The sequence below is a fragment of the Cryobacterium sp. TMT1-3 genome (genome assembly GCF_004402315.1).
Taxonomy (GTDB): domain Bacteria; phylum Actinomycetota; class Actinomycetes; order Actinomycetales; family Microbacteriaceae; genus Cryobacterium; species Cryobacterium luteum.
On the sequence record NZ_SOFW01000040.1, the window covers coordinates 167,696 to 181,532 of the forward strand.

14 protein-coding genes are annotated in these 13,837 nt (G+C 66.7%); 5 read left to right on the top strand and 9 right to left on the bottom strand.

Annotation, left to right across the window (positions count from 1 at the left end):
* Positions 1-77: 77 nt before the first annotated feature.
* Both E3O25_RS15270 and E3O25_RS15275 read left to right on the top strand, forming a co-directional pair.
* Positions 78-1,679 carry an MDR family MFS transporter gene (locus tag E3O25_RS15270; protein WP_134361569.1) on the top strand — a complete coding sequence of 534 codons (1,602 nt, stop codon included), beginning with the start codon at positions 78-80 and terminating at the stop codon, positions 1,677-1,679.
* Complete coding sequence (locus E3O25_RS15275; protein ID WP_092106289.1) at positions 1,676-2,137, top strand: MarR family winged helix-turn-helix transcriptional regulator; 462 nt, start codon at positions 1,676-1,678, stop codon at positions 2,135-2,137. The genes E3O25_RS15270 and E3O25_RS15275 overlap by 4 nt, the downstream gene beginning before the upstream one ends.
* Here the strand turns inward: E3O25_RS15275 and E3O25_RS15280 are convergent.
* The 3 genes from E3O25_RS15280 to E3O25_RS15290 all read right to left on the bottom strand — a co-directional run bounded on the left by E3O25_RS15280 (position 2,134) and on the right by E3O25_RS15290 (position 5,575).
* Complete coding sequence (locus E3O25_RS15280; RefSeq protein ID WP_241988620.1) at positions 2,134-3,666, bottom strand: HAMP domain-containing sensor histidine kinase; 1,533 nt, start codon at positions 3,664-3,666, stop codon at positions 2,134-2,136. The genes E3O25_RS15275 and E3O25_RS15280 overlap by 4 nt on opposite strands.
* Positions 3,666-4,412, bottom strand: a complete 747-nt coding sequence (locus E3O25_RS15285) for a response regulator transcription factor (RefSeq protein WP_092106293.1) — start codon at positions 4,410-4,412, stop codon at positions 3,666-3,668. The genes E3O25_RS15280 and E3O25_RS15285 overlap by 1 nt, the downstream gene beginning before the upstream one ends.
* A gap of 68 nt (positions 4,413-4,480) precedes the next feature.
* Positions 4,481-5,575, bottom strand: a complete 1,095-nt coding sequence (locus tag E3O25_RS15290; RefSeq protein WP_134361570.1) for a hypothetical protein — start codon at positions 5,573-5,575, stop codon at positions 4,481-4,483.
* Positions 5,576-5,899: 324 nt separating this feature from the next.
* Between E3O25_RS15290 and E3O25_RS15295 the strand changes: the two genes are divergently transcribed.
* On the top strand, positions 5,900-6,427 hold the full coding sequence (locus E3O25_RS15295) for a YqaJ viral recombinase family protein (protein WP_092106798.1): 528 nt from the start codon (positions 5,900-5,902) through the stop codon (positions 6,425-6,427).
* Between the two features lie 120 nt (positions 6,428-6,547).
* Positions 6,548-7,525, top strand: a complete 978-nt coding sequence (locus tag E3O25_RS15300) for an NADP-dependent oxidoreductase (RefSeq protein ID WP_241983968.1) — start codon at positions 6,548-6,550, stop codon at positions 7,523-7,525.
* A 78-nt stretch (positions 7,526-7,603) separates the two neighbouring features.
* On the opposite strand, the gene E3O25_RS15305 is transcribed toward E3O25_RS15300, so the two are convergent.
* The 5 genes from E3O25_RS15305 to E3O25_RS15325 form a co-directional block, all read right to left on the bottom strand.
* Positions 7,604-8,428: a hypothetical protein gene (locus tag E3O25_RS15305; RefSeq protein WP_134361571.1), complete on the bottom strand. Its 825-nt coding sequence runs from the start codon at positions 8,426-8,428 to the stop codon at positions 7,604-7,606.
* A 3-nt stretch (positions 8,429-8,431) separates the two neighbouring features.
* Positions 8,432-9,016, bottom strand: coding sequence for a signal peptidase I (locus tag E3O25_RS15310; RefSeq protein WP_092106299.1), 585 nt, complete (start codon positions 9,014-9,016; stop codon positions 8,432-8,434).
* A complete protein-coding gene (locus tag E3O25_RS15315) occupies positions 9,013-10,317 on the bottom strand; it encodes an RICIN domain-containing protein (protein ID WP_134361572.1) in 1,305 nt (434 codons plus the stop codon). Before E3O25_RS15315 ends, E3O25_RS15310 begins: the two co-directional genes overlap by 4 nt.
* Before the next feature lie 3 nt (positions 10,318-10,320).
* Complete coding sequence (locus E3O25_RS15320; protein WP_092106303.1) at positions 10,321-10,929, bottom strand: hypothetical protein; 609 nt, start codon at positions 10,927-10,929, stop codon at positions 10,321-10,323.
* A 113-nt stretch (positions 10,930-11,042) separates the two neighbouring features.
* Positions 11,043-11,615 carry an alternate-type signal peptide domain-containing protein gene (locus E3O25_RS15325; RefSeq protein WP_092106305.1) on the bottom strand — a complete coding sequence of 191 codons (573 nt, stop codon included), beginning with the start codon at positions 11,613-11,615 and terminating at the stop codon, positions 11,043-11,045.
* Positions 11,616-11,921: 306 nt separating this feature from the next.
* On the opposite strand from E3O25_RS15325, the gene E3O25_RS15330 reads away from it, so the two are divergent.
* Positions 11,922-13,343, top strand: coding sequence for a deoxyribodipyrimidine photo-lyase (locus E3O25_RS15330; RefSeq protein ID WP_134361573.1), 1,422 nt, complete (start codon positions 11,922-11,924; stop codon positions 13,341-13,343).
* On the opposite strand, the gene E3O25_RS15335 is transcribed toward E3O25_RS15330, so the two are convergent.
* Positions 13,340-13,837: a signal peptidase I gene (locus E3O25_RS15335; protein WP_166787760.1), complete on the bottom strand. Its 498-nt coding sequence runs from the start codon at positions 13,835-13,837 to the stop codon at positions 13,340-13,342. The two genes, E3O25_RS15330 and E3O25_RS15335, sit on opposite strands and share 4 nt — an antisense overlap.

Here is a 13,837-nt window from a genome sequence, read left to right on the forward strand (position 1 = left end):
GCATCCGTTGGAAAGATGATTGACATCCATCAACTACTTATCTATCGTTGATAGTTGTCAATCATTTGAGGAGTCGCATGAGCCGCGCCAACCGTACCCAGCGGGAACCCATCAACGAGGGCTCGATGACCCATCGTCAGGTGCTCGAAGCACTCTCGGGCCTGCTGCTGGGCATGTTCGTGTCGATTCTGGCCAACACCGTCGTGAGCACCTCGTTGCCGCTCATTCTCAGCGATCTCAAGGGTTCGCAGTCCGCCTACACCTGGGTGGTCACGGCCACCCTGCTGGCCACGACGGTCAGCACGCCGATCTGGGGCAAATTCGCCGACCTGTTCAACCGCAAGCTGCTCATTCAGCTGGCCCTCGGCGTGTTCGTGATTGGCAGCGCGCTCGCCGGTTTCTCGCAGGATGCCGGCACGCTCATCGCCTTCCGCGTATTGCAGGGCCTCGGCGCCGGCGGTCTGGTAGCCCTCAGCCAGATCATCATGGCCGACATCATCAGCCCCCGCGAGCGCGGCCGCTACGCCGGCCTGTTCGGCGCGGTCATGGCCCTCGGCACCATCGGCGGCCCGCTGCTCGGCGGCGTCGTGACGGATGCCTTCGGGTGGCGCTGGAATTTCTTCATCGCCCTCCCGGTGGCGATCGTCGCTATCGTGCTCTTGCAGCGCACCCTGCACCTGCCGCCTCGCGTGAAGCGGGTCGTGCGCATCGATTACCTCGGCGCCGCGCTCATCACGAGTGGTGTTTCGCTCCTCCTGATCTGGGTGACGCTGGCCGGTTCGCAGTTCGAGTGGCTCTCACTGACTTCGTGGGCCATGGTGATCGGCGCCGCCGTTCTGCTCGTCGTGGCGATCATCGTGGAGTTTCGTGCGCCGGAACCGATCATTCCGCTCAGCTTGTTTCGCAACCACACCTTCAGCCTCTCAACCGTTGCGAGCCTCGCGGTGGGTGTCTCGCTGTTCGGCACCTCGGTCTACCTCAGCCAATACATGCAGCTCGCCCGCGGCGCCACGCCCACCCAGTCGGGTCTCCTCACGATTCCGATGATGGGAGGCCTGCTCATCTCGTCGACCCTGTTCGGCACGGTGATCAGCCGGCGCGGAACCTGGAAGTCGATCATGGTCTCCGGCTCAGTGCTCATGCTCGCCGGCACCACCCTGCTCGGCACCCTCGATGTGAACACGAGTCTCGTCTTCGTCGGCGTCTATATGTTCATCCTCGGCGCCGGCGTTGGCATGGTCATGCAAAACCTCGTTTTGGTCGTGCAGAACACCATCGAGGTGCGGCACCTCGGCGTGGCCACGAGCTCGGTGACCTTCTTTCGTAGCCTCGGCGGGGCGGTCGGCGTCTCGGTGATGGGCTCCATCCTCGGCAGCGTCGTCGCTACCCAGATCACGAGCAGCGTCGGCAACCTCAGCCCAAGCAATCAAGCGGATGCCGGCCGGCTGCTCGGCGACGGCGTCATTCCACAGGTGAATCTGCTGCCCGATGTGCTGCGCATCATCGTGGAAACGGCCTACGGCTCCGGCGTCGGCACGATCTTTTTGATCAGCGCACCGCTGGCCCTCGTCACCCTGCTCACGGTGTCGCTCCTGCCGAATCATGCTCTCGGAACGGAGACCGGCATCGATCGGGCCCACGATACGGCGTTGGTTTCGGCGCCGGAGGCCATGCCGTGAGTGACGTGGTGGAACCGCTCCTGGTGGAGGGCGACAGCCCTGAGCTGACCCGCGTCGAGGCGCAGATGGCCATGCTGGCATCGCACATTCGGGTCAACACGCGTTCGACCGCGGCCGTGATCGACCCGACGCTTGAGCCTTTCGGACTGGCCCTGCTGCGCGTGCTCGCCCGACGCGGTGAAACGCATGCCGGCGTCGTCGCCGATGTGCTCGCGGTGGATCGCAGCATGATCAGCCGCCAGGCGAAGCTGCTCTGTGCGCTCGGGCTGGTCGCGACCCGAGTCGACCCGCTCGACGGACGCGCCCGCTTTCTGGCCCTGACGGCCCACGCCGAGGAGAAACTCGCCGAGGTGCGCCGCAATCGCACGGCCCTCGTGCACCGGCGCCTCAGCCGGTGGACGCCCGCTGAGCTGGACCAGTTCGCCACCCTGCTGGAACGACTGAACGAACCCGACTAGTGTGCTTCGGCAGCACCGGCGAGCGGCAGCTCGACCCGAAACTGGGTACGGCCGGGCTGGCTGTCGACGGTGACCGCGCCGTGGTGCGCGGCGACGACCGCTGCCACGATTGCCAGGCCGAGGCCGGTGCTGCCCGTTCCGCGAAAACGTGAGGTGTCGCCGCGGGCGAATCGTTCGAACAGGGTGTCGGTGAGGGACTCGGGAATGCCCGGACCGTTGTCGGTCACCGTGATCACAGCTCGGTCGCCGACGGCTTGCAGCGCGACGATGACTTCGCTGCCGGCATCCGTATGCACTCGCGCGTTGGCGAGCAGGTTCGCGACGACCTGACGCAGGCGCGGTTCGTCGCCGATCGCCTCGATCGGTTCATCGGGCAGCTCGAGGTTCCAGACATGATCGCGGCCGGCCGCGTGCGCGTCGTTCACAGCGTCGACCAGCAGCACGGTGAGGTCGACCGGTTGCTGTTCGAGTTCGCGGCCCTCGTCGAGCCGGGCCAGCAGCAGCAGGTCTTCGACCAGGCCGGTCATGCGCACCGACTCGGATTCAATCCGGCCGAGCGCGTGGATCGTGTCGGGCGGCAGATGTTGGCCGCTGCGACGGGTGAGTTCGGAGTAGCCACGGATGGAGGCGAGCGGGGTGCGCAATTCGTGACTCGCGTCGGCGACGAACTGCCGCACCTTGCGTTCGCTGGTCTGCCGCGCCTCCAGGGCGAGGTCGACGTGGTCGAGCATGCGGTTAAGGGCGGCGCCGACCCGGCCCACTTCGGTGCGCGGATCGGTGTCGCCGGCCGGAACCCGATCATCGAGCGCAACCTCGCCGCGGTCCAGGGGCAGTTGCGCCACCCGGGTGGCGGTCGCGGTCACGCGTTGAAGCGGACGCAAGGCCAGCCGCACCACCCAGGCGGCGATGATGGCCACGATGATGAGTCCGGCGAGCGAGACGAACGTGATGATCAGGGCCAGCTGAGCTGCTGTGGCCGCGACGCCGGACAGCGGCAACCCGACCAGATAGAGGATGCCGGTGCGTGAGGTGTGCGCCTGCAGGCGGTACTCGCCGAGTTCACCGCCGAGATCGACCGTGACCGGGGCCGACTGGTTCACCTGGTCGGCGAGCAGTTGCACCTGATCGCCGGAAAGTTCTTCGATGGCACCGCTCTGGTCGTCGGTGTAGCCGGTCGTGATGGTCGTTCCGTCATAGACGAGGGCGAGCAGGCCGGGGGGCTGGGCAGGGCCACCGAGGATACTGTCGGCCGCCGGCATACCGAAGTAGGGAGATTCGGGGGTATCGCCGAACCGGTCGCCATCATTGTCGCCGCCGCCGAGCACCACGCCGGAGCGCTCGACAGCTGAGGCGAGTTGCACGTCCAGGCGGTCGATCAGTGAGGCGCGGAGAATGACAACGCTCACCACCCCGATCGTGACGCTCACGAGTGCGAGCAGCGCGACGACGGTGAGCACGAGGCGCCGCTGCAGGGTCCAGGGCGCTCGGGGCCGGCGGCGCGGCATCCGCTTTGGTCGAAGCCCTGGCATCAGGCGGTCTTGAGCATGTAGCCGGCACCGCGCACCGTGTGAATCATCGGATCGCGACCGGCATCGATCTTCTTGCGCAGGTAGGAAATGTAGATTTCGACGACGCTCGACTTGCCGCCGAAGTCGTAGCTCCAGACCCGGTCGAGAATCTGCGCTTTGCTGAGCACCCGGCGCGGGTTGCGCATGAGAAAACGCAGCAGTTCAAACTCGGTCGCGGTCAGTTCAATGGCCGAACCGTCACGAAAAACCTCGTAGCTGTCTTCGTCGAGGGTGAGATCGCCGACGGTGATGCGCGGGTCGGTCGAGTCGGCCACAGCTAGGGTGGAGCGGCGAATGAGGCCGCGCAGCCGGGCGACGACCTCTTCGAGGCTGAACGGTTTGGTGACATAGTCGTCGCCGCCCGCGGTGAGCCCCGCGATGCGATCGTCGAGCGAATCCTTGGCGGTCAGAAAGAGCACGGGGGTTTCGTAACCGTCGGCGCGCACCCGCTGCAGCACCTGCAGGCCGTCGATGTCGGGCAGCATGATGTCGAGCACGATGGCGTCCGGGCGGAAGTCGCGGGCGATGGTGAGCGCCTGGCGGCCCTCACCGGCGGTGCGCACCTCCCAGCCTTCGTAGCGCAGGGCCATCGAGAGCAGGTCGGTGAGGGTCGGTTCGTCGTCGACGACCAGCACCCGGATGGCGCTGCCATCAGCTTTGGTCAGCCGCGGGCCGTGGCCGGTGTGGGTGCTCTCACGTCTGCTCATTCTGACGAGTATCCGGCAGTTATCTATGAAGTAGCTATGAGTGCGCCCTCGGAAGCCTGAGGCCCCAGCTAGGCGGTCAGTGCGGCCAGAAGCGCCGGCGCCGGCACGAGCGCGTGGCGGCCAGGCACGACCAGCCGCTGGCAGCCGTCGAGTTCCACCTGGATCGCGGTGTCCAGCCGGGTGCCGGCGCGCTCTGGCCAGATCACCGCAAACCGGGTGGGGTCGGTACTGCACTCGGGTGCCTGCAGAGCGGATGCTGCGGCGGGAAGCAGCGTTGCAGCATCCGCTGCCAGGGTGGTCGCGCCGTCAAAGGTGCCGAACCGCAGGCGCATCATGCCGGTGAGCGCTTCGTCGTCAATGCCTTCGATGGAGTCGAGTTCGGAATCGGCGGCCGGAACGACCGTGTAGAAGCAGACACTCGCCCCGTCGACGCCGGCATACGACGGGGTCTCCGCCGGGGGAACGGGTATCGGCTGCAGGTCCTCGCCGACCGCGCCGAAATCGGTCTGTAGGCTCGTGACGCCGAACAGCAGCGACAGCTCGGGCGTGCTCATGCTCATGGCGCAGCCGGCGTCGAGGGCATCGCGACCGATCTGCAGCACGAGCGGCAGCACCGTCGTTTCGGTCAGCTCGAGCATTTCGAGCGCTTTCAAAGTCGCCGGCTTGGTCTTGCCGCAGGAAGTGCGCGGCCAGGCCAAGCGCAGCGCTTCACCCGCCGCGTTTTCGAGCCAGAGTTCCGGAACGATCTCCATGTCGGCGGTGCAGACCTGGTTGAGGCCGGGCTGGTCGTTGGGTTCGGCGAGCGCCGCGAGCAGTGCGTCGAAGTTGCCCGTGCGGGTCTCGACGGTTACGGCCGACCAGCGGCCCTCCGCGTCGTCGACGCTGCCGTAAAAGGTGCAGCGATAGGCCGCGACCGGTTCGAAGCCGGCCGGAACCATGCCTGGCGCAGGGGCGTCGGGACGCGTGGCGGTCAGATCGGTCTGGGCCGGGACCTCGGCCGGAAAGACCATTCCGTTGTTATTGAGGTTGGGCGCCTGGCAGTCGACAGCGGCGCCGAGCTGCGCGACCGGGGTGTCGCTGGCGGCGGGGTAGCCGGGCAGGCCGGTGCATCCGCTCAACAGCACGGCCAGTGTGACCAACCCGGCGAGCGCGGCTGATCGCATTGTGCGAGCTGAGTGTGCAATCTGTGACATCGTTGATCCCCCGATTGGTAGCCGTGCCCCCACGCTAGCGAACTCCGGTCTCTTCGCGATAACGATTCTCACCTGAGCGGATGCGCCGCTCAGGCAGCCGGGCTCACTCGGCGTCGAGCAATCGGGCGGCACCCCGTGGCGGTGGCAGGCCGGGCGGGCGCGCGGGCACACAATAGAGGAGTGCCGAATTCCACGCTGTCCCTCTTCGACCTGGACCAGCCCTCGACATCCGCTTCTCTGCCCGCGCCGCACACGCTGCGCATCGTCGCCGACTCCACCGACCGGGTGGCGTGGATGCGGGCGCGCAATCAGGGCATCACGGCAACGGATGTCGCGAAGCTGTCCACCCCGAAATCCATCGTCAATGCGGCGCGGGACAAAATGCACGGCACGAGTTTCGCCGGCAATAGCTACACCGACCACGGCCGGGCGCGCGAGCCGGTGATCGCCGCGTGGGTGTTGGAGAATTACGGCATTGAGCCGAGTACCAACCTTTTTCGGTCGCTCGGGCACCCGCGGCATCTGGCGACACCCGACGGAGTCGGCGTCGTGGCCGGCGGCGACCTGCACCTGTGTGAGATCAAGACCACGAGCAAGCCGTGGCGCAGCATTCCCCGCAGCTATCTGCGACAGGTGTGGTGGCAGCAATATGTGCTCGGCGCCGACCGCACCCTGCTGGTCTGGGAAGAACACCTCGACTTCGTGCCGGTCGCGGCCGTGCCGCAGTTTCGCTGGATCGAGCGCGATGAAGACCAGATCGCTATCCTGGTCGGCCTGGCCAACGCCCTGATCGACAACCTCGACCAGCAGGCTCGACGCTAGCCCTCCTCTCCTGTTACCGGGCCCGGGCCCGGTCGCTGGGACCATGATCTATCACGGGCCCGCTTTCCGGGCCCGGGCCCGGAAAGCACTGACGGGGCGGGATGCAGCAGAATGGTGGGCATGGCCCCTGACTTCGAACTTCCGCCGACCATGCGCGCCCTCGTCATCGACGAGACCGGCGCCCCCTCGCGGCTGCACCTGGCCGAGCGGCCGCTGCCCCGGCAGATTTCCGACGAGGTGCTCGTCAAGGTCGTCGCCGCCGGCCTCAACCCGATCGACGCCAAGACCCGCTCCGGCAAGGGCGTCGCGGCCGCGATCGAGAGCTATCCGGCCATTCTCGGCAACGATTTCAGCGGCGTCGTCGTGCGCTCGGCCTTCGAGGCCTCACCGCTTCAGCCCGGTGACGCCGTCTACGGCCTGTGCCGGGTGCCGCGCACCGGCGGCAGTTTCGCCGAGTACGTCTCGGTGTCGAGCATGAGTGTCACCCGCAAACCGGCCAGGCTCAGCCATGCCGAAGCCGCCGCCGTTCCCATCGCCGCCCTCACGGCCTGGGGCATGGTCAAGCTGGCCGGGGCTGCCCCCGGGCAGCGCATGCTCGTGCACGCCGCAGCGGGCGGCGTCGGCCACTTCGCGGTGCAGTTCGCCCGCGCTCTGGGCGCCCACGTGACCGCCACCGGATCGACCCGCAACCTCGACTTTCTGCGCAAGCTCGGCGCCGACGAGGTCATCGACTACACCACCACCCGCTTCGACGACGTCGTGCACGACCTCGATTCGGTCATCGACCTCATCGGCAACGTGCACGACAACACCGGCACCCGCTCCCTCACCGTGCTGCGGCCCGGGGGGTTGCTCGTGAACGCACCAACCGGCAGCTGGCCGACCATGGCAGCGGATGCCGCAGCCGCCGGCCGCCGCGCGACCGGTTTCAAGGTGTCCCCCGACGCGCGCGCCCTCGACGAGATCTCGAAGCTCCTCGACGCGGGCGTCGTGCGCGTACACGTCGACGCAGTGTTCGAACTCGCCGACGGCGCCGCAGCCCACCGACTGATCGAGGAGGGTCACACTCGCGGTAAGATCGTGCTGCGCGTCTCGTAGCGGGCATCGGCATCCGCTGCCCGCCAGCCGGGACCGCCGGGATCTAGATTTCGTTCCGTTCTCGGCGACGGCGGAACGTCAAAAGCAGGCCCAGACCCAGCAGCAGAACGCCCCGACGATGGCGGGAACGGGTAGGTCAACCCCGGTCCCGGACAGGGCGGCTGGCCGCGGCGCCGCTGACGAAGCCCCCAGAACGGCGACGAACACTCCCGTGTCGGCGCAGGCCGACGACGAAAACGGCCCAGCGACCGCGTCCCGCAGGGCCACCACGAGGCCCAGATTCGCCGTCTCGTTCGGCCCGGTCAGCCCGGTCACGTTCATCATGTCGATGCTGACCTCGGCTCGCGGCGTCGCGCCAGCGGCGAGCGGCTGAACCGGCGCGAGCACCGCACAATCGGCGTCGCCCGCGAACGTCGCGGTGGGCGCGGTCAGGTCGGCAGGGATCGTGACGCCCAGGGTGAGGTACTGATTCAGCCCAGCGGATGCCCCCTCTGCACTGCGCAGACTCACCCGCACTACCGCAGACTGGTCGCTCGGGTTGTGGATCCACAGGGACGCCCGCATCGACCCATTCGGAATCAGCGTCCCGTACACGTCGAACAAATCGGTCGGCAGACTGCTCGCGAAGTGCACCCCGTCCGAGCTGACCTGCACGTCGCCGACCCTGAGGCTGGTGGCCAGACGGTCACGCGGCGCGGCCGCCACTGGCCTGGGCGACACCGAGTTCGCCGATGCCGGCCCGGGCGCCCCGGCCAACAACGCGAGGAATACCAGCAACAGCACCGAGGTCGCGGCGCCCAGCAGGCGAACGAAGCGGAGGCCACGCACACGGAAACCGCCGACAAAAGGCTGGGCATAACGCGGCTGCATGGTCGAGGAGCACCGACTTTCGGGGGTAGACATCGATCAGACCGCCACGCGGCGATGGGCACCGCGAGGGCGAGGACGGGCGGCGCGGAGCCCAGCGACGAGCCTCACGGTCGAGTAACCGAGCAGCGCCACGGCCACTGCCGGAATGATCACCGCGCGGCTCGCCCCGTTGACGAAGTTGTTGGCATAGCCGATCAGCGGAACGGAATACCAGAGTCGCCCCTGAATCTGGGCTGCGAGCACGAGGTCGGGATCGGGAAGACTGTTGTTGTCTCCCTGAAACTGAAAACTCCGGGTACCGTCCGTGGAGGAACTGATCGCGATGATGCGGTGGGTGATCACCGCCGGCTCGCCCGAGTGCATTTGATAGGTCGCGACATCCCCGATCACGAGGTCGTCGGTGTTGACCGGGTCGACCACGATCAGGGTGCCGGGCGGCAGGTGTGGCTCCATTGAGCTCGTCAGCACCGTCAACGGCGTTGCGCCCGTGAGCTTGGGCACGACAACCAGCACGGCGAACAGCATGACCACGAGCAGCAGAAGCGCCCCGCTGATAGCAACGCTGAGCGCGTGAACGATGCCCTTCGGAGCGTTGGTCAGGGGTATCGATGCGGGGATCATCCGTTCGCCGCCGTCAGGGTGAATTGCTGGGAGGCCGCCGCAGCGCACGGCTGCACCTTGAGCGCCGTTCCTGCTGTGTTGGCCGGCACGTACGCGCAGTCCGGTTTGTTTTTGTTGGGCCCGATGGTGAACCGATAGACACCATCGCCCACCAGGTCGCCGCTCCACTGTTGGCCAGGTTCCGTCGCGTCGCCTACTGCCACCACGATCGTCTTGAACCCCGGGGTCGGGCGCTGCCAGACCAGTCCGGGTGCGTCTTTCGAGCTAATGAAGGCGCTGTTCGTGCCCTCGTACTTCCAGAGCTGGGTCGCTTTGGTCTCGTCGCAGGCCTCCACCGTGACTGCCCCGTTTGTTCGTGTCGATCCGGTGACGCACAGCGTTCCGCTCTTCACGCGGTACCAGGTAGTTGCGGACGGTGTCGGGCTCGTCGTGACGGACGCCGGCGTCGACTGGTCTGAGAAGTCGCCGGCCGCGTCGACAGCGTCGACGGTGTAAACGTAGGTCGTGCCGACATTGAGTCCGGTATCGGTATAGGTTCTGCCGGCGAGGTCCCCACCGACCCGCTCCCCGTCGCGATAGAGGCGGTAGATGGCGACACCGACGTTGTCGCTGGCGGCCGTCCAGGTGAGTGTGGCGGCGGCATCCGTTGTCGATGTGGCGGTCAGATTGGTCGGCGAAGTCGGCCGGGAGACATCAGGCACAGTCTGTGTCACAGTGACCGACTCTGCCTGGGCCTTCCAATTGGTACCGACGGCCGCGCTCAGATCCAATCGAACCGCGACCTGGCCTCCGGCGTAGGTCGACATCGACGTGGACGACATCGCGGTGCGCACGCAGAGCACGACGAACCCATTCGCGGCGAGTGACCCGGTCAGCGGCGTTGCGCTCGCCCAGGTAACGACGGTCTGGTTTCCGGGAAGCGTCGTGCTCGCGGTGCAATTGGCCGCGGCGGTGACCGGCCAGGTCGTGACGGTGACAGCTCCGGCGAGCGCCGCGGGCGACGCCACGGCGCTGAACGTCAGCGCATACGCTGCCGGCACGGAGCCGTTCGTGATCGTGATGGGCTTGGTTGTGGTGGAGCTGCCCGTCGTGTAGTCGAATTTCAGCTGGTCGTAATCGGATTGCGCGATGCTGACCTTGCCCGAGGTCACGGATCCCGTGGCGGTCGATGCCGCAGTGGTCCAGGCGGCGTGGGCGGCACCGGAGGCCGCGAGCACGAGAAAGAGTACTGTGCCGAGCAGGGCGGCGGTGCGGCGCTGCCGGCGAGGGCGAGCGGCAGCCTGGTGGCGTGAACGGGTCATGGTTTAGGCCTGCACTCCGGTAAGAACGACGGCAAAGTTGGCCGCTGACGACGACTGGCTCAGGCTGGGGGCGTCCACGGGCAGCGCGACCAGCACGCACACCGTTCCGGACTGCGCTTTGGCGAGGGTCAGGCCCACGGCCGTCGACGGCGCATTGGCAAATGTTCCCTTCGAGCTGGGGGCAACCGCGCTCGTGCATCCGGCCGTGTTGGCGACGACGGCAAGTCCGATGGTGAGCGAGTTGGAGAGGGTCGAGGCAGCCGTCGGCGCGATCAGCGACGAGCGGGTCACGGTCAGTGGCACGTCACCGGTGTTCGTGACGGTGACCGCGGCAGCAATCACCAGTCCCGGGTACAGCGGGGCGGCGGGAAGCGTGAGGGCCGAGACCATCATTGTGGCCGTTCCCGACGATACCGTGGCTGACGGTGTGGCGGCGCTCGAGTTCAGCAGCGCGTAGGTGCCGCCGGCAGCGGTCGTGGCCAGCACGACTGCCAGAAGAGTGGATGCTGCGGCCAGTACCAGGGCCCGCGCACGTAGCCGCAGGGTCGGCCCGGCACGGTGGGGGCGACGTTCAGCACGCGAAGCGCTGTGGCGTCCACGGGCTGTCTTCATGTCATCACCGCGCTTTCTGGTTGAACGGAGGAGCTGGAGGGGCGAGCGCACCGCCCGGGTGCTCATCGTCGGGTGATGGGCACACCAGGGACGGTGCAGGAGGTGGTGAAGAACTAGGTGGTCTGCGTCAGGGTCACGGCGAGGGCGCCCAGGTTGACCGAGCCGAGCATGGCATCGTTCTCGAACCCTGCGGTGCTGCTCTTGGGGAACGTCAGGGTGACGGTGACCACGGCAGCGCGCGAGATAACGCCGGTCCCCGTCGGTGTGATCGTGTAGGTCGGGCCGGAACCGGTGATGCCTGCGCCACTGATTGATACCTGGGCGCTCTTCGTGATGTAGCCTGCGAGCTTCCCGTCGGGTGTGGTGGTTGCGCTCGTGGCGGTGATGCTCGCTGGAGCAACGGCCAGAGTCGCGACCATGTTGTCGCCGGTTGCCGTTATATCTACCTTCTTCGTGTAGGTGAGGACGTCACCGGGCACGATCTTGTACGTGCTCAGGACGATTTCGGTGGCACCGCTCTTCCACACACCGGCGGCGGCGTTGTCGACTACCGTCAGGGCGCCGGCGGTGATGGTTCCGCCGGCAATCGATGTGCTGGAATTCCAGAGCGCGAACGTTCCCGCGCCGCCGAGCAGCAGGGTCAGTCCGGCGGCACCGGCGATAGCGCTAACGAGAAGCTTGTTCATAGTGGAGACCTTTCGGGAGATCGACTCAGGGGCGAGTGGTACACACACTATGTGGGACAGACAGATTTGTCTGTCCGTCGTTCACCCCCAGAATGGGGTTTAGAGTAAAAGTTCAATTGGTACTGAATTAGTTGAAATCAACAGGCGAGCCAGAGCATTTCGCGGCTAATTGGTAGGAATGCAACGAAAAAGCGACATGCAGGCGGGGGGACAAGTTCAAGGCCGACCGGAAGGGACAGACCGTTCTACCTCCGAATTGGTCTGGCCCGTGGCATGGTCCAGACTGGAGTTTCACGAGGAGACCACATGACGTCAGAGCATCGAACCGACCACGCCGGGCCCGTCATCGTCTGGTTTCGCGACGATCTGCGGATCGCTGACCACCCTGCCCTGCACGCGGCCCTCGAGCTCGGGCAGCCGATCGTGGCCGTTTACGTGCTCGACGAACAGTCCCCCGACGTGCGCCCTCTCGGCGGCGCGGCGCGCTGGTGGCTGCACCAGAGCCTGCGTTCCCTCGCCGCATCTTTGGAGGCTCTCGGTGCACGGCTGACCCTGCGCCGCGGCGCGGCCGGACCGATCATCGCGACGATCGCGCGAGAAACGGATGCCTCCGCCGTCTTCTGGAACCGCCGCTACGGCCTGGCCGAACGCACGATCGACACCGAGATCAAAAGCGACCTGCGTGACGCCGGGGTCGACGCCCACAGCTTCGCCGGTTCGCTCCTGTTCGAACCGTGGACGATTCAGACCGGCCAAGGCGGTTCCTATTCAGTGTTCACCCCGTTCTGGCGGGCCTGCACTGCTGGTGCGCCGCCGCGCGCGCCTTACCCGACTCCGGCCGCTATTCCCGGTTGGGCGGGCGACCCCACCACAGCCGCCCTCGTCTCCGACGACCTCGACGACTGGGGACTCCAACCGTCGAGCCCCGATTGGGCGGGCGGCCTGCGCGCCTCGTGGACGCCGGGCGAAGCATCCGCTCAAGCCCTGCTCCACACCTTCCTGGCCGAGTCGCTCCCCCGCTACGCCACCGAACGCGACGAACCGGCCCAGAACGCGACCTCACGCCTGTCTCCGCATCTGCGATGGGGCGAGATCAGTCCGTACCAGGTGTGGGCGGCCACCCAGACGGCCCAGCGCGGCCTCCGCGGTAGTGAGTTGGCCAGCGCGACCCGGTTTCTGACCGAGGTCGGCTGGCGGGAATTCGCGTACCACGTGCTCTTTCACGCCCCGGATCTCGCGACCGAGAACCTGCGCCCCGCCTTCGACGCTTTCCCCTGGCCGCCGCTCGATCAGGATGCCCTGGCCGCCTGGCAGCAGGGGCGCACCGGCTTCGCCCTCGTCGACGCCGGCATGCGCGAACTCTGGCGAACCGGAAGTATGCACAATCGGGTACGCATGGTGACCGCATCATTCCTGATCAAGAATATGTTGGTCGATTGGCGCGAAGGCGAGCGCTGGTTCTGGGACACCCTGGTCGACGCCGACGCCGCCAGCAACCCGTTCGGCTGGCAGTGGGTGGCCGGTTCCGGAGCGGATGCCGCGCCGTATTTTCGTATTTTCAATCCCGACCTGCAGGCGGCCAAGTTCGACCCCCATCAGCAATACATTCGCGAGAACGTGCCCGAATATGGCACGGATGCCTACCCCGCCCCGCTCGTGGACCTCGGCGAAACGCGTCGCGCTGCCCTCGCGGCCTACGAGCGGGTCAAGGGGCAGTCGGCAAGCTAGGCAACCCGAACCGAGACTCTGGGCTTGCCCGTAGGCCTGGGTTCGGACTTGGTTTCGGACGAACCGATGTACCAGATACTCAGCACGCACATGATGAGGGAGCCGACGGCGAGCGGATTCTGCAGGTACACCACGAGGTAACCCAGGTTGGGCACGAAGGCGGCCACACCGCCGATGACAGCGGCCGGCGGTACGGTGAACGGATCGACCGTGTCGTTCGCATCGCCTTTGGTCGTGAGGGTGGCATCGTCGTTGACGGCCATGAGTCGATGGGTGGTGCGATCACCGGCACGCCGAAAGGTGATGACCTGCCCGACCTCGTAGTGATCTGCCTCAACGATTACGATGCTCGCCGGCGGAATGCTGGGCGACATCGACCCGGTGCGCACGACGTAGGCCCGATAGGGCAGGGCGCCCGTCGCCACGAGGGCCACCGGAGTGAGCACGGCTGCCAGCACGAGGAGCAGAACCAGGGTGCCTTTGAGTCTTTTCAC